The organism is Streptomyces sp. 796.1, from assembly GCF_047525675.1.
In the GTDB taxonomy this organism is placed as follows: Bacteria; Actinomycetota; Actinomycetes; order Streptomycetales; family Streptomycetaceae; genus Streptomyces.
The window spans coordinates 25057-41169 of the sequence record NZ_JBLIWA010000036.1; the positions used below are offsets into that span (position 1 = coordinate 25057).

The 16113-nt window shown below is 70.1% G+C and carries 11 protein-coding genes; 4 read left to right on the plus strand and 7 right to left on the minus strand.

Annotated features, from left to right (window positions below):
- Positions 1-41: 41 nt before the first annotated feature.
- Positions 42-2402 (minus strand): DUF6049 family protein, encoded by a 2361-nt coding sequence (locus ACMA1D_RS22950; RefSeq protein ID WP_414725894.1) that lies wholly within the window; start codon positions 2400-2402, stop codon positions 42-44.
- Positions 2403-2589: 187 nt separating this feature from the next.
- On the opposite strand from ACMA1D_RS22950, the gene ACMA1D_RS22955 reads away from it, so the two are divergent.
- Positions 2590-4074: a CCA tRNA nucleotidyltransferase gene (locus ACMA1D_RS22955; protein WP_414725895.1), complete on the plus strand. Its 1485-nt coding sequence runs from the start codon at positions 2590-2592 to the stop codon at positions 4072-4074.
- Between the two features lie 64 nt (positions 4075-4138).
- Here the strand turns inward: ACMA1D_RS22955 and ACMA1D_RS22960 are convergent, their stop codons facing one another.
- The 3 genes from ACMA1D_RS22960 to ACMA1D_RS22970 all read right to left on the minus strand — a co-directional run bounded on the left by ACMA1D_RS22960 (position 4139) and on the right by ACMA1D_RS22970 (position 7357).
- A complete protein-coding gene (locus tag ACMA1D_RS22960; protein WP_414725896.1) occupies positions 4139-5449 on the minus strand; it encodes an MFS transporter in 1311 nt (436 codons plus the stop codon).
- Between the two features lie 82 nt (positions 5450-5531).
- The gene (locus tag ACMA1D_RS22965) at positions 5532-6614 is read right to left on the minus strand and encodes an inositol-3-phosphate synthase (protein WP_414725897.1); all 1083 of its coding nucleotides are present in this window, start codon (positions 6612-6614) and stop codon (positions 5532-5534) included.
- Between the two features lie 50 nt (positions 6615-6664).
- Positions 6665-7357 carry a PadR family transcriptional regulator gene (locus ACMA1D_RS22970; protein ID WP_414725898.1) on the minus strand — a complete coding sequence of 231 codons (693 nt, stop codon included), beginning with the start codon at positions 7355-7357 and terminating at the stop codon, positions 6665-6667.
- A 360-nt stretch (positions 7358-7717) separates the two neighbouring features.
- Between ACMA1D_RS22970 and ACMA1D_RS22975 the strand changes: the two genes are divergently transcribed.
- Together ACMA1D_RS22975 and ACMA1D_RS22980 are read left to right on the plus strand one after the other, a co-directional pair.
- Positions 7718-10555, plus strand: a complete 2838-nt coding sequence (locus ACMA1D_RS22975; RefSeq protein WP_414725899.1) for a transglycosylase domain-containing protein — start codon at positions 7718-7720, stop codon at positions 10553-10555.
- 392 nt (positions 10556-10947) lie between these two features.
- Entirely contained in the window at positions 10948-12483 is a 1536-nt protein-coding gene (locus tag ACMA1D_RS22980) for a glycosyltransferase family 87 protein (RefSeq protein WP_414725900.1), read from the plus strand.
- An 84-nt stretch (positions 12484-12567) separates the two neighbouring features.
- Here ACMA1D_RS22980 and ACMA1D_RS22985 read toward each other — a convergent pair whose 3' ends face one another.
- The 3 genes from ACMA1D_RS22985 to ACMA1D_RS22995 all read right to left on the minus strand — a co-directional run bounded on the left by ACMA1D_RS22985 (position 12568) and on the right by ACMA1D_RS22995 (position 15453).
- Positions 12568-13599 (minus strand): alanine racemase, encoded by a 1032-nt coding sequence (locus ACMA1D_RS22985; RefSeq protein ID WP_414725901.1) that lies wholly within the window; start codon positions 13597-13599, stop codon positions 12568-12570.
- A 140-nt stretch (positions 13600-13739) separates the two neighbouring features.
- Positions 13740-14858, minus strand: coding sequence for a lipid II:glycine glycyltransferase FemX (locus ACMA1D_RS22990; RefSeq protein ID WP_414725902.1), 1119 nt, complete (start codon positions 14856-14858; stop codon positions 13740-13742).
- A gap of 277 nt (positions 14859-15135) precedes the next feature.
- On the minus strand, positions 15136-15453 hold the full coding sequence (locus ACMA1D_RS22995; protein ID WP_414725903.1) for a hypothetical protein: 318 nt from the start codon (positions 15451-15453) through the stop codon (positions 15136-15138).
- A gap of 303 nt (positions 15454-15756) precedes the next feature.
- On the opposite strand from ACMA1D_RS22995, the gene rpsF reads away from it, so the two are divergent.
- Positions 15757-16047: a 30S ribosomal protein S6 gene (rpsF, locus tag ACMA1D_RS23000; RefSeq protein ID WP_349997276.1), complete on the plus strand. Its 291-nt coding sequence runs from the start codon at positions 15757-15759 to the stop codon at positions 16045-16047.
- Positions 16048-16113: the final 66 nt, after the last annotated feature.

The window sequence follows — 16113 nt, forward strand, 5'->3', positions numbered from 1 at the left end:
CCCCACCTCATCGTCCGCGGCCGTGTGGCCCCACCATTTCCTCAACGGTCCACTTTCTCACCTGAGCCGGATGGGCCAGTGCTTTGCGATCCGGTGTCCGGAGACGGGTCACTCGGCTGCGCGGGGTCCTGCGGGCCCGTTCCGGCGGGTGCACCGGGCCCGTCCTGGGGGTCGACAAGCGGGTCGGGGGCTGAATCCGGGCTCTGGCCACCCGGCTTGTCGTCGGGTCCGGCGGACTCCGGACCCGACCGCTTGCGCTTGATGTAGATCCGGATGCCCGCGAGTACGAGAAGCAGTACTCCTACCGCGATGACCAGTATCACAGTCGAGGTGATGGAGGTGACATTGGCCTCGAAGGTCATCGGCTCGCCGTAGGGCTGGCCGTCCTCGGTGAAGAGCTGGGCGATGATCGTCGTCCGGCCGTTGGCCCGGGCCGACGCCTCGAACTTCACCGACTGGCTGTGGCCCCCTTCGATCTTGATGTCCTGCGGATCGCTGACCTTCAGCCGTAGCGGCTGGTTCGACGTCAGGACCAGGCGGAGCTTGTCGACGCCCTGGAAGAGGTCGTTCTTGACGGTGACGGGGATGGTGGCGCTGCGCCCGGAGAGGGTGGCGGGCGACTTCTGGATGATGCCGACCCGCTCGGTCAGGCCCTGGAGATAGGTGCTCACATCGTTACGGAAGGCGGAGCCCCCGCGGGGGTCGCGCCGCCACGATGTGGACATGTCCCGCATGATCGCCGTGCTGAACGGGGTCACCACCCGGTCTTCCGCGGTGAGGATCTTGCGGAAGCGGTCGAGGGTGCGCTGCGTCTCCTGTATCTGGGAGAACGCCGAGGTGGGCAGCTCCCGCTTGCGCAGCGACTTGGGGTAGTCGCCGCGGCCGGGCACCTGTCGGTTGGCGGCCGGGTCGGGCTTGGCCTTGGCGGCCTCGCTCAGGTCCTGCGGCTCGCTCCAGCGCTGGGGCTCCAGGCCGCCGAGCGCGGTGGCCATCGCCTGGGCCTGGTTGGCGGTGGGCATCCGCGGCGGTGCGACGACGATGCTGCGCTGCCGCTCCGGCGTCTGCTGGGTGATCATCAGCGTCTGGGCGAGGAACTCCTGGATGGCCAGGGTGGAGTTCTCGGCGCGCGACATGTCGCCGTCGAAGACGGTCGAGAGCCGGGCGTCGGCCGCGATGGCGGTGGTGCCGCCGCCGATCGGGCGGGCCGCGGTCGGGGTGTAGGGGAGCGTGTCGCTCTCCTGGATGCTGTCGCTGCGGGTGATGACGTGGTGGGCGCCCGCCGAGGTGGCGACGTCGATGATGGAGGAGTCGATGGCGCCGTCCACCGGCCAGGCGAAGTCGGTCTCGGGCGTCATCTGGAGCGTGGACTCCACGGTGCTGACCGCGAGCTTGGTGGCCGACTGGAGGTGGCTGAGCGTCCCGGAGACGACCTTGCCGCGGTGGGCGAGTGAGGCGAGGTCGGGGTCGGCGAACGGCAGCGCCACCACCTTGTGCCCCTGCACCGCCTGGTCAAGGGCGGCCATCCACCGCCGGGCGACCTCCTGACCGCGGCCGGGGGTGGTCTCCTCGCCGTCCTGTACGTCGTAGCCGCGGGCCATCACGTCCACCGTGGCCAGCAGGTCGGGGTCCAGGACCCAGGTGACGGGGAGGTCCTTGCCGAGCGCCACGAGCTGCTGGAGCCGTCCGCCCGGCGCGAGCTCCTTCGCCAACTCGTCGTTGCGGAAGACGGGGGTCTGCTGCTTGTCGGTGTCGGTCCTGGCGGTGATCTGGGTGGTGGCGATGACCGGCCACAGGAAGCTCAGCTTCGTCTTCTTGCCGGGCGGGGTGGTCTGCCACGGCAGGAAGGTCCGCTGGATGCCGAGGACCTGCTGGTAGCCCGGCTCCTTGGCGGTCTCGCCGGTGAGCGAGACGGCGATCTGGTAGACGCCGTCCTCGCTGAGCGACAGTTGCCGCAGCGGCACCGCCAGGCTGAAGTCCCGGCTGCCGCCCACGGGCAGCCGGCCGACCTTCGCCGCGTACCTGCTGTCGATCTCCGCCCCGTCGTCACCCGGGAAGTAGCCGGTGCGGGTGGCGGCCGTGTCGATGGCGCTGCGCCCCCGCATCACCGGGCCGACGCGCAGCCCCACGTGGCCGGCGTTGATGACCGCCCGTCCCTTGTTGGTGAGGGTGCCCTTGATGTTGAGCGTGTCGTTGGCGGTCGGGGTCGCGGGGGTCAGCGAGTTGATCGCCACGTCCACCGAGTGCGACCCGGTCGGCTTGGGGGCGGCGTCCGCCCGGGGCGGCGCGGTGGCCTGCACCAGCCCCGCGATGAGGGGAACGGCCGCCAACAGCCCCGCGGCGCGCCGTAGCCATCGTCGGGCAGGAGCAGAAGTCGTCCCCTGGAGCTCTGCCGCCTCGGCCACGCGCTCGCCCGTCCCTCGTCGTCGTCAGTGGTCGTCGGTTGTGCGTCCACGCATGGTAACGAGATCCGGTGTGGCGAAGTGCTGGGGAGTGCTCCACATGATCGTCACAGCCCCGGCGTTGGCCCGCTAGCCCCGCCGCGTGGATCGATGCCGCCCCGGGCCGGCGGGCAACGTACCCTTTTCTGTTGTGCCGAACGCCAACCATGACAACCAGAACCCGCAGCCGTCCCACGAGCTCAGCCAGGTGCAGCGCCGTGCGGTGAGCGAACTGCTGCGGGTCTCCCCCGTGGCCGACGACCTAGCCGTCCGCTTTCAGCAGGCCGGGTACTCGCTCGCGCTGGTCGGGGGCTCGGTACGGGACGCCCTGCTGGGTCGGCTCGGCAACGATCTCGACTTCACCACGGACGCCAGGCCCGAAGAGGTACTGAAGATCGTCCGGCCCTGGGCGGACGCGGTCTGGGAGGTCGGGATCGCCTTCGGCACCGTGGGGTGTCAGAAGCGCGCACCGGGCCAAGGTGGGGCAAGCCAGAACTTCCAGATCGAGGTCACCACATACCGGTCGGAAGCGTATGACCGGACCTCGCGGAAGCCTGACGTTTCCTACGGCGACTCCATCCAGGAAGATCTCGTCCGGCGAGATTTCACCGTCAACGCCATGGCCGTCGTACTCCCGCAGAAGGAGTTCATCGACCCGCACCACGGCCTGGAGGACCTCGCAGCCGGAGTGCTGCGCACGCCCGGAGCGCCGGAGACGTCCTTCTCCGACGATCCGCTGCGCATGATGCGGGCCGCGCGCTTCGCCGCCCAGCTCGACTTCCAGGTGGCCCCCGAGGTCGTCGCCGCGATGAAGGCCATGGTCGAGCGCATCGAGATCGTCTCCGCCGAGCGGGTACGGGACGAGCTCAACAAGCTCATCCTGGCGCCGCACCCGCGCAAGGGGCTCAAGCTGCTCGTGGAGTCCGGGCTCGCCGCCCGCGTGCTGCCCGAGCTCCCCGCGCTGCGCCTGGAGCGGGACGAGCACCACCGGCACAAGGACGTGTACGAGCACACGCTGATCGTGCTGGAGCAGGCGATGGACCTGGAGGAGGACGGCCCGGACCTGGTGCTCCGGCTGGCCGCCCTGCTGCACGACATCGGCAAGCCGAAGACGCGGCGCTTCGAGTCGGACGGCCGTGTCTCCTTCCACCACCACGAGGTCGTCGGCGCCAAGCTGACCAAGACGCGGATGGGCAAGCTCAAGTACTCCAACGAGCTGATCAAGGACGTCTCGCGTCTTGTGGAGCTGCACCTGCGCTTCCACGGCTACGGCACCGGCGAGTGGACGGACTCGGCGGTCCGCCGCTACGTGCGCGACGCGGGCCCCCTCCTGGACCGGCTGCACAAGCTGACCCGCTCCGACTGCACCACGCGGAACAAGCGCAAGGCCACCGCGCTCTCCCAGGCGTACGACGGCCTGGAGGAGCGGATCGCGCGGCTGCGGAAGGAAGAGGAACTCGACGCCATCCGGCCCGCGCTCGACGGGAACGAGATCATGCAGATCCTGGGGCTGGCGCCGGGGCCCCAGGTCGGCAAGGCGTACAAGCACCTGCTGGAGCTGCGGATGGAGCGCGGGCCGATGGAGCACGAGGTCGCGGTCGAGGCGCTCAAGGAATGGTGGGCGGCTCAGGACTGAGCCAACCCCGGGAAGCAGTTCGCGGCCTCACCCGCACGGGCGTCGCCGTCCCCGCCCCGATGTTTCACGTGAAACGGCGCTCGGTTTCACGTGAAACATCGGGGCGGTCTCGTTTCACGTGAAACACGACCAGGCTCACCGCCAGCGCATAGAGCACGGCCACGAGCAGGACGAGGGTGACCGATGCCCCGTCGGCCGGCAGCATGAGCGCCGCCACCCCGGCCGCGCCGACGAAGGCGACGTTGAAGAACACGTCGTAGAGCGAGAAGACCCGCCCCCGGTAGCCGTCTTCGATGGCGGACTGGACGACCGTGTCCGTGGCGATCTTCGCCCCCTGGGTGGTGAACCCGAGGAGGAAGGCGGCCACCATCATGGGGACCGGCGCGAACGGCAGCCCGAGGACCGGCTCCAGCACGGCCGCCGCCGTCCCGCAGACCGCCACCCAGCCGAGCGGCCCGAGTCGCGCCACCGCCCAGGGCGTACACAGCGCGGCGACGAAGAAGCCCGCGCCGGAGATGCCCACCGCCAGCCCGAGGAGCGCCAGACCGTCCCCGTCCCCGTCGCTCCACGCATTGCGGCAGAGCATGAGGACCATGACCGTCAGCGCCCCGTAGCAGAAGCGCATGAGCGTCATCGCGGCCAGCGCCCGGGCCGCCAGCGGGCGGTCCGTCAGATGGCGCAGTCCGGCGACGAGGCCTCGGGCGGTGCTCAGGAGCGCCTGGCCGGCCCGGGACGGGAGCCGGTCCGGGTCGGGGCCGAGCAGGTCGCGCGCCATCCGGAGCGAGGCGAGGGCCGCGCAGAGGTAGAGCGCGGAGCCGAGCAGGATGACGAAGGCATCGGATGCCGCGCCCTCGGGGGCCGCCAGCCGTACGACGAAGGCCAGGCCACCTGCCGCGGTGGCCGCGAGGGTGCCCGCCGTCGGGGAGAGGGAGTTGGCCAGGACGAGCTGCTCGCCGGGCGGCACCACGCGCGGCAGTGCGGCCGAGAGCCCGGCCAGGACGAAGCGGTTGACGGCCGTGACGGCGAGGGCCGAGGCGTAGAAGAGGGCGTCGGGCACGTCCGCCACGATCAGCGCGGCCGTGACGGCGGCCAGGACGACCCGGACCAGGTTTCCGTACAGCAGCACCTGGCGCCGGCGCCAGCGGTCGAGGAGGACGCCGGCGAACGGACCGAGGAGCGAGTACGGCAGCAGGAGCACGGCCATGGCCGAGGCGATGGCGGCGGCCGAGGTCTCCTTCTCCGGTGAGAAGACGACGTAGGAGGCGAGCGCCACCTGATAGACGCCGTCGGCCCCCTGGGAGAGCAGCCGGACGGTGAGCAGCCGACGGAAGTCGCCGAGCCGCAGGAGTTCGCGCAGACCTCGCACCACGGGCATGGCGCACAGCTTCACACAGCGCGCGGGCCCCCGAGGAATCCGTCCCCGGGGGCCACGCGCTGAGGGTGTCGAGGGTGAACGCTTAGCGCTCGACCTCGCCCTTGATGAACTTCTCGACGTTCTCCCGGGCCTGGTCGTCGAAGTACTGCACCGGGGGCGACTTCATGAAGTACGAGGAGGCCGACAGGATCGGGCCGCCGATGCCCCGGTCCTTGGCGATCTTCGCGGCACGCAGCGCGTCGATGATCACGCCCGCCGAGTTGGGGGAGTCCCAGACCTCAAGCTTGTACTCCAGGTTCAGCGGGACGTCGCCGAACGCACGACCCTCCAGGCGGACGTACGCCCACTTGCGGTCGTCCAGCCAGGCCACGTAGTCCGACGGGCCGATGTGGACGTTCTTCTCGCCCAGCTCACGGTCGGGGATCTGCGAGGTGACGGCCTGCGTCTTGGAGATCTTCTTGGACTCCAGGCGCTCGCGCTCCAACATGTTCTTGAAGTCCATGTTGCCGCCGACGTTCAACTGCATCGTGCGGTCCAGGATGACGCCGCGGTCCTCGAAGAGCTTGGCCATCACGCGGTGCGTGATGGTCGCGCCCACCTGGGACTTGATGTCGTCACCGACGATCGGCACGCCGGCCTCGGTGAACTTGTCGGCCCACTCCTTGGTGCCCGCGATGAACACCGGCAGCGCGTTGACGAAGGCGACCTTGGCGTCGATGGCGCACTGCGCGTAGTACTTCGCAGCCTCCTCGGAGCCCACCGGCAGGTAGCAGACGAGGACGTCGACCTGACGGTCCTTGAGGGTCTGGACGATGTCGACGGGAGCCTCGGGCGACTCCTCGATCGTCTCCCGGTAGTACTTGCCGAGGCCGTCGTAGGTGTGGCCGCGCTGCACCGTGACGCCGCTGTTGGGCACGTCGCAGATCTTGATGGTGTTGTTCTCGCTGGCACCGATCGCGTCCGCGAGGTCGAGACCGACCTTCTTGGCGTCCACGTCGAAGGCGGCCACGAACTCGACGTCCCGCACGTGGTAGTCGCCGAACTGCACGTGCATCAGACCCGGGACGCGGCTGTCCGGGTCGGCGTCCTTGTAGTACTCGACGCCCTGGACCAGCGAGGCAGCGCAGTTGCCCACGCCAACGATGGCTACGCGAACCGAACCCATTCCGGTTGCTCCCTGTGTGTATTCGACGAAGCCCTGCGGGGTGCAGGGCCTCACTTGGCGGTCTCGTCGGACGGGTCCGGCCGGGTACCACCCCGGTGCCGGGGCAGGCCGCCCGTGTCTTCCGATGTGTCCTGCTCGGCGGCCGGGCGCTGCTCGCGACCCGCCCGCTCACTTTCGATCAGCTCGTTCAGCCAGCGGACCTCGCGCTCCACCGACTCCATGCCATGCCGCTGGAGCTCCAACGTGTAGTCGTCGAGCCGCTCACGGGTACGCGCCAGCGAGGCCCGCATCTTCTCCAGGCGCTCCTCCAGCCGGCTGCGCCGGCCTTCGAGCACGCGCATCCGTACGTCGCGCGAGGTCTGGCCGAAGAAGGCGAAGCGGACACCGAAGTGCTCGTCCTCCCAGGCGTCGGGCCCGGTGTGGGAGAGCAACTCCTCGAAGCGCTCCTTGCCCTCTGCCGTCAGCCGGTAGACGATCTTGGCTCGTCGTCCGCCGAGTGCGGCAGTGGACGGCACCACCCGTCCTGCGGGCGCGGACGCGTCCTCGGGGGCGCCGCCCGGCTCCTCGATCAACCAGCCGTTGCCGACCAGCGTCTTGAGGCAGGGATAGAGGCTGCCGTAACTGAAGGCGCGGAACACCCCTAGCGAGGTGTTCAACCGCTTTCGCAGCTCGTACCCGTGCATGGGGGACTCCCGCAGCAGACCGAGAACGGCGAACTCCAGTACGCCGGAACGCCTGCTCATCCCCCGCCCCTCCACGTCTGCCGCTGTCCCGTTGTGTCGAGCTGATGTATCGACTCGATACATCCAGACGATAGAACGGCGCCTTCCACAGGACAAGGGCGGGCGCGGTGAACGAGGTCACATCACCGATTCGTGCGAACCAACGTGCCTGATTTGAACCGAAGATGATGGGTGGGCTGGTTTTGACCGTGCGTACTCTGTTCGCCATGCAGACCACCGGGAACCGTGCGACGCCGCCACGCGTCTTCGTCCTGGATGCCGTGCGTCCGGCTGCCCTTCGGCGCTGGTGCGTACGTTGGGGGGACCGCAAGCCACATGCCGCTTCCAGGCGATCGCGCCTGCCCGAGGAGTAGTCGTTCCATGAGCGAGCACCGTCGCAAGCCGCCGCAGCCCCAGGGCGGCGGACGAGCAGCGGCCCGGCGTGCCGCGCAGCAGCCGCCAGGCCGCCGCGCCGCGCCACCGCACAGCAGCACGGGGTCGGGCTCCGATCCACAGGAGTCACCCGAAGCAGGACTGCCGCGTGGTGGACGGGCCGAGGCCCGCCGCGCGGCCCGTAGCGGCGGAGGACGCCGCAGAGCAGGAGCGGCGGGCGCGGGCGCCGCGGCTGGGGCGAGCGCGGCACACGGATCCGCGGGCGCCGGTGGGGCCGGCGCGCACGGCGGTGGCGCTGGGGGCAACGGGGGCCGCGGTGGCCCGGGCCCGGGGGCTGCCGGTGGCGGTCGCGGGCGCGGCCGGGGGCCGGCGACGCCGGGACGCACCAAGAAGCGCTTCATCGACTACCCACGGATGGGCAAGCGCGGCTTCAAGCGCTGGGTGCCGTCCTGGAAGCTGGTCACCGGCACCACGCTGGTCTTCATGCTGCTGCTGATCGGGGCCGTCGGCGTCGCGCTGATGCTGGTGAAGGTGCCGACGGCGCAGGCCGCGTCCAAGACCCAGAAGAACGTGTACTACTGGAGCGACGGCAAGCAGATGGTCGTCTCCGGTGGTGGCGACCTGAACCGGCAGATCGTGCCGCTCTCCAAGATCCCCAAGTCGATGCGGAACGCGGTCATCGCCGCCGAGAACGCCTCGTTCTACGACGATGCGGGCGTCGACCCGATGGGTGTGGCCCGCGCCGTGTTCAACATGGCCAAGGGCGGTCAGACCCAGAGTGGTTCGACCATCACCCAGCAGTTCGTCAAGAACACCTACCTGGGCCAGGAGCAGACGCTCAAGCGCAAGGTCACCGAGCTCTTCATCTCCATCAAGGTCGGCGCCACCCGGGACAAGGACGACATCCTTGAGGGCTACCTCAACACCGCGTACTACGGCCGCGGCGCGTACGGCATCCAGGCCGCGGCCCGGGCGTACTACGACAAGGACTGCGAGGACCTGACCACCAGCGAGAGCGCGTTCCTCGCGGCCACGCTGAACGGTCCCAACCTCTACGACCCCGCCGGTGGCACCGGCCTCGCGGCGACCAAGGAGAAGAACCGCAAGCGGGCCGAGCAGCGCTGGTCGTGGACGCTGGACCGCGAGGTGAAGGTGGACCGGCTCGCGAAGGAGGAGCGGGACAAGATCACCAAGTTCCCGGAGCCGCAGAAGCCGAAGCTGGCGACGAACAAGGCCGGTCAGATCGGTTACCTCACCGACCTCGCCGACAACTACATCATCGCCAACTCCAACATCTCCAAGGCCGAGTTGGACCGTGGTGGGTACCAGATCCACACCACCTTCGACCGGACGAAGATGCGGGCCCTGGAGAAGACGGTCCAGGACGTCTCGAAGAAGAACATCAAGCCGGACAAGCGCAAGCAGGACAAGCACGTCCAGTTCGGCGGGGCGTCCGTGGAGCCGGGCACCGGCAAGATCGTCGCCGTCTACGGCGGCAAGGACGCGCTGGAGCACTACACCAACAACGCCGACGACACCGGTGTCCAGGTGGGCTCCACGTTCAAGCCGTTCGTGCTGGCCGCAGCCATGATCGACGGCAAGCGCGACCCCGAACTGCCGCCCGAGCAGTCCCGCGAGCAGCGCACCCTCGTCTCGCCCAAGAGCATCTACAACGGCGACAACAAGCTGGCGCTGCGGGACTACACGGGCAAGATCTGGCTCGACAAGGACGGCAAGGAGTGGCACCAGCGCAACGACGGTGACGAGAACCGGGGCAAGATCGACCTGCGTGAGGCCATGCAGTACTCGGTGAACACACCGTTCATCCAGCTCGGCATGGACGTCGGCACCGACAAGGTCCGTGACGCGGCGCTCGCCGCGGGGCTCAGCAAGAACCAGCTCGCCTCCATCACCCCCACGTTCTCGCTCGGCACCTCGTCGCCCAGCGCGATCCGGCTCGCCGGCGCGTACGCCACCTTCGCGGCCAGCGGCAAGCAGGCCGACCCGTACTCGGTGACCAAGGTCGAGCGGGACGGGGCCGAGGTGTACGCACACGAGGACAAGATCGAGCAGGCCTTCGAGCCGAGCGTGGCCGACAACGTCACCGACGTGCTGAAGACGGTCGTGGAGCACGGCACCGGCACCTCCGCGAAGATCGGGCGGGACGCCGCGGGCAAGACCGGCACCACCGACGACAACAAGTCGGCCTGGTTCGCCGGGTACACCCCGCAACTGGCCACCGCGATCGGCATGTGGCGCGTCGACGACCAGGCCAAGAACCAGAAGTTCCTGCCGATGTACGGCGTGGGCTCCGACACCGGCACGGAGAGCATCCACGGTGCCTCGTACCCGGCCGAGATCTGGGCCGGGTACATGCGGGAGGCGCTCAAGAACGAGGAGAAGCTGAAGTTCCCGAAGCCCTCCCCGATCGGCGAGAAGATCTACGGCGACGGCGCGAGCCCGCCGCCGAGCCAGAAGCCCAAGCCGCCCACGGAGACGCCGTCCGAGGAACCGTCGGAGACGCCGTCCGAGACCCCGTCCGAGACGCCGTCGGAGACCCCCTCCGAGACGCCGTCCGAGACGCCGTCGAAGACGCCGTCGGAGACCCCGTCCGATAGCTGCGGGCCGTTCGACCCGAACTGCGGCAACAACGGCGGCCCTGGCAGCGGTCCGGGCGGTGGTCCCGGTGGGCCGGGCGGACCCGGCAGCGGCGAGGGCGGACCCGGCAGCGGTCCGGGTGGGCCCGGCGGGCCCGGGGGCCCGGGCGGCACCGGAACGCCGACCACGAACCCGCCGGGTGAGGACGACAGCGGGGGCTGGTTCTAGCTCCGGGCGTCCGGGCCGCGGGCGCAGGTCGCGCGGCACGACGTGAAGCAGGGACCACAGGGCGGGCTCGAACCACGAGCCCGCCCTGTGGCGTTCTCGCCGGGCCCGGCGCCGCGTGCCGGTGCGTCAGTCGCCGACCGGCCGGCTCGGGGGCGTCTGGGAGGCCGCGAGGGCCGGACAGCCGCGCCGGCCCGCCTGCCGGATCGGCTCACCTGCTGGACCGGTCTGCCTACCGGGCCCGGCCCACCTGCCGGCCCAGCCCGTCGGTTGCACCATCGCACCAGCCCACCCGCCAGATCCGGCCCCCGCCCGTGCCGCTGCCCTCCGCGGCCGGTACCGGTCCGATGCCGGCCGTCGCTGTCCCGCGGCAGCGCGTACGGCAGGATGAGGGCATGACGAGCGTCCACGGCCCTCACGGCAGCGACACCGCCGCCCGGAACCCCGTACGGCCCACCGTCGAGGACGAGGTGTCGGCCGCCGGTAGCGAGTTGATCGGCGGGCCGCTCGGGCGCCGGGCGCTGACCGGCATCAACTGGTGGACACCGGTGCGGATCATCGCGCTGGTGGCCATCGGCATGTTCGCGCTCGGCATGGCCCAGAAGGCGCCCTGTTACGACGGCGGCTGGTTCTTCGGCGCCACCAGCCAGTACACGCACGCCTGCTACTCCGACATCCCCCACCTGTACGGTGGCCGCGGCTTCTCCATCGACCTCGTGCCGTACTTCGACCGCATCCCGCAGGACGTCTCCGGCGGCATGGACTACCTCGAATACCCGGTCCTGACCGGGCTGTTCATGGAGGTGGCCTCCTGGCTGACCCCGCACGGCGGCAGTGACCAGCACCGGGCCCAGGTCTACTGGCTGGTGAACTCCGGGATGCTGATGGTCTGCGCCGTGGTCATCGCCGTCTGCGTGGCCCGCACCCACCGCCGCCGGCCGTGGGACGCGCTGCTGGTCGCCCTCGCACCGGCGTTCGCGCTGACCGCCACCATCAACTGGGACCTGTTCGCGGTCGCCCTGACCGCCGTCGCCCTGCTGCTGTGGTCCCGCAGCCGGCCGCTGGCCGCCGGCGTGCTGCTGGGGCTCGCCACCGCGGCCAAGCTCTACCCCGTACTGCTGCTCGGCCCGCTGCTGCTGCTCTGCCTACGGGCCGGGAAGTGGCGGGCCTTCTGGAGCGCCACTGCCGGCGCCGTCGCGGCCTGGCTCGTGGTGAACCTGCCGGTCATGCTCACCCAGAACGACCAGGGCGACCTGGCCATCAGGGAGGGCTGGAAGAAGTTCTACACCTTCAGCCAGGAACGGCCCGTCGACTTCGGCTCCATCTGGTTGATCATCTCGCAGCGCTCCGGCCACCCCCTGGACAACGCCAACACCTACGCCACGGTCCTGATGCTCTTCGCCTGCGCCGGCATCGCCGCCCTCGCGCTGTGCGCGCCCCGCCGTCCGCGGCTGGCGCAGCTCGCGTTCCTGGTGGTCGCGGCGTTCATCCTGACCAACAAGGTCTACTCGCCGCAGTACGTGCTGTGGCTGGTGCCGCTGGCGGTGCTGGCCAGGCCCCGCTGGCGCGACTTCCTGATCTGGCAGGCCACCGAGGTCGCCTACTTCCTCGGCATCTGGATGTACCTCGCGTACACCGGCAGCGGCAACAAGCACCAGGGCCTGCCCACCGACGGCTACCAGTTGGCCATCGTGGTGCACCTGCTCGGCACGCTCTTCCTGTGCGCGATGGTCGTCCGCGACGCGCTGCGGCCCGACCGCGACCCCGTACGCGCCGACGGCTCCGACGACCCGTCGGGAGGCGTCCTGGACAACGCCCCCGACGTGTTCACGCTCCGCAGCCAGTGGTCGGCGGAGGAGTCGAAGGCCGGGTACGTGCAGTGGGGGGCCGCCGAGGGCCGGGGCACGCACGGCGGCACCCGCCCCGAATAGCCGCGGCGCCCCGGCCCGTCTGCTGGGACGCCCCCCGAGAGTCCGGGGACTCCCGAGGGGCCGGGGCCGGCGGTCAGAGTGCGGTCAGCGGTCCAGAATCCGGTCGTACTGGGTGGTGGTGTGCCGCAGGTGGGCCACCAGCTCGTCGCCCACCTGCGGCGCCGGCACGTCGCCGGGGACGAAGAGGATCGAGACCTGCATGTGCGGCGGCTCCGCGAACCAGCGCTGCTTGCCGGCCCAGGTGAAGGGCGACAGGTTGCGGTTGACGGTGGCGAGCCCGGCCCGGGCCACGCCCTTGGCGCGCGGCATCATGCCGTGCAGCGCCTTGGGGGCCTCCAGGCCGACGCCGTGCGAGGTGCCGCCGGCGACGACGACCAGGTAGCCGTCGCCCGCGGTCTTCTGCTGGCGGTAGCCGAACCGGTCGCCCTTGGCGACCCGGGTGACGTCGAGGACCGAACCGCGGTACTCCGTCGCGTCGTGGTCGCCCAGCCAGAGCCGGGTGCCGATCCGGGCGCGGAAGCGGGTCTGCGGGAACTGCTGCTGGAGCCGGGCGAGCTCATCGGACTTCAGGTGGCTCACGAACATGGTGTGCAGCGGCAGTCGTGCCGCCCGCAGCCGGTCCATCCACGCGATGACCTCCTCCACCGCGTCCGAACCGTCGGTGCGGTCCAGCGGGAGGTGGATGGCGAACCCTTCGAGCCGTACGTTCTCGATCGCCGCGTGCAGCTTCGGCAGGTCCTCCTCGGTGACCCCGTGCCGCTTCATGCTGCTCATGACCTCGATCATGACGCGGGCGTTGACCAGCCCGTACACGCCGTCGACCGAGGAGACCGAGCGGATGACGCGGTCGGGCAGCGGCACCGGTTCCTCGCCGCGCCGGAACGGGGTGAGCACCAGCAGGTCGCCGCTGAAGGAGTCCTTCATGCGCGCGGCCTCGTAGGTGGTGCCCACGGCGAGGATGTCGGAGCCCATGCGGGTGGTCTCCTCGGCCAGCCGGTCGTGGCCGAAGCCGTAGCCGTTGCCCTTGCAGACCGGGACCATGCCGGGGAACTGCTGGAGGACGCTCTGCTGGTGGGCCCGCCAACGCGCGGTGTCGACGTAGAGGGTGAGCGCCATGGCTGGGGGGAGACCTTTCTCGTCAGTCGGCTCGGGGTGCAGTCGTGATCGGTACGGTGCCGGGCGGTCCCGGCGCGGTCGGTGGGGCGGCGGTCGGTGCGGGGGCCGCGCGGCGGTCGGCGCCGGCCCTGGGCCCGGCGCTAGCGGCGGGACATATACATGTCGAGCGCCTTGTGCAGCAGCTTGTTCAGCGGGAAGTCCCACTCGCCCAGGTACTCCGCGGCCTGGCCGCCGGTGCCGACCTTGAACTGGATCAGGCCGAAGAGGTGGTCGTTCTCGTCCAGCGAGTCGCTGATGCCGCGCAGGTCGTAGACGCTGGCGCCGAGCGCGTAGGCGTCGCGCAGCATGCGCCACTGCATCGCGTTGGAGGGCCGGACCTCGCGCTTGTGGTTGGCCGATGCGCCGTAGGAGTACCAGACGTGCCCGCCCACGATCAGCATGGTGGCGGCGGCCACCGCCTCGCCCTCGTGCATGGCGAAGTACAGCCGCATCCGGTTGGGGTCCTCGGAGTTCAGCGTCGTCCACATGCGCTGGAAGTAGCTGAGGGGCCGCGGGCGGAAGTGGTCGCGCTCGGCGGTGATCTCGTACAGCCGCTGCCACTCGCCGAGGTGCTCGTAGCCGCCCTGGACGACCTCGACGCCGGCCTTCTCGGCCTTCTTGATGTTGCGTCGCCACAACTGGTTGAAGCCCTTGTGGACGGATTCCAGCGAGCGGTTCTCCAGCGGCACCTGGAACACGTACCGCGGCTGTACGTCACCGAAGCCGGCGCCGCCGTCCTCGCCCTGCTGCCAGCCCATCTTCCGCAGCCGGTCGGCGACCTCGAAGGCACGCGGCTCGATGTGGGTGGCCTCGATGTCCCGCAGCCGCTTCACGTCCGGGTTCTGGATGCCGGCCTTGATCGCGGCGGCGTCCCAGCGCCGGATGATCACGGGCGGGCCCATCTTCACCGAGAACGCGCCCTGCCGCTTGAGGTGCGCGAGCATCGGCCGCAGCCAGTCCTCCAGGTTCGGCGCGTACCAGTTGAGCACCGGGCCCTCGGGGAGGTACGCCAGATAGCGCTTGATCTTGGGGAGCTGGCGGTAGAGAACCAGGCCGGCACCGACCATCTGGCCCGTGCTGTCGAACCAGCCGAGGCTCTCCGAGCGCCATTCGGTCTTGACGTCCGCCCACGCCGGGACCTGCATGTGGCTCGCCGACGGCAGGCTCTGGATGTACGCCAGATGTTGCTCGCGGCTGATGGTCCTCAGGGTCAGGCTCATTGCGGGGCGCTCCTCGGGCAGGTGTGTCCCCAGTGTCGGGGCTCCGGCTCTCGCGGCGAAGCCTACTGCGAGAGGGTGCACCAGAGGCTGGGCCTACGGCGATGGATGCCCTGCGGGCCCGGCGGTCACGCCGCAGGGCCCGGGCCCGAGGAAGCGGTGGCGGTACGGCCGGTGCGGGGGGCTCCGGACGTCGCCCGCACCGGACCGCCGTCCGGGGGGTGGCACCGCCGGCGCCCCGGGCGCCCACGGCACCGGGAGGGCCGAACGGCGGTGCGCATCACCCCAGTACGCCGCCGAAGAGGCCGCCGTGCGCCATGCCGAGGAAGAGCCCCATGGCGGACGCGCCGAGACCGATGATCAGGACGAACCGCTCGGCCGTGGTCGCCGAGATGAACTGTCCCCAGGCACCGGTGAGGACACCGACCAACCCGGTCCAGGAGCTGACCAGGTGGAGATGGTGAAACATGGCTGTGACGAAAGCCACCACGCCGAGTACGAGGGTGGCCGCGGCGAAGGTGTTCTCGACCGGGTGTGGCTTGCCGTCGGTATCGAGGAGGGAGAGAACGCCGTGCGGGGAACGGGCTGCCTGAGCCATGGGAGACCTCCGGTCCTGCGAGGACGCGGGGCGGCGAGGAGTAACGCCGCTCACACTCTTGGTCTCCAGATTGCGGGCAGGTCCGGCTGGATTTCAACCGCAAGCACCGTCCCGGGTAGTCTGTACGGTCTGCGCCGGTGTCTGCCCAGAGCCGTTCGAGGGCCACACTCCTCCCAGTCCTGATCACCGGGTCTGCGGGTGAGGTCCGAGGACGAGGTCCGGGGACGCATCCGGCGCTACGCATCACGACCCTCCTGCCACGGAACGACCGTGGCCGCTGAGTCCAAAGGAGGTGGGTTCCACATGCGTCACTACGAGGTGATGGTCATCCTCGACCCCGATCTTGAGGAGCGCGCTGTCGCCCCCCTGATCGAGAACTTCCTCTCCGTCGTTCGCTCGAACAACGGCAAGGTCGAGAAGGTCGACACCTGGGGCCGTCGTCGTCTCTCGTACGAGATCAAGAAGAAGCCCGAGGGCATCTACTCGGTCATCGACCTCCAGGCCGAGCCTGCGGTCGTCAAGGAGCTCGACCGCCAGATGAACCTGAACGAGTCGGTCCTCCGGACCAAGGTCCTCCGTCCCGAGACCCACTGATCGCGTCAGCGTTCAGCGGCTCTCGGGCCGTGTCCCGAGTAGCACAGCAGCCAGCAGCACACCCGC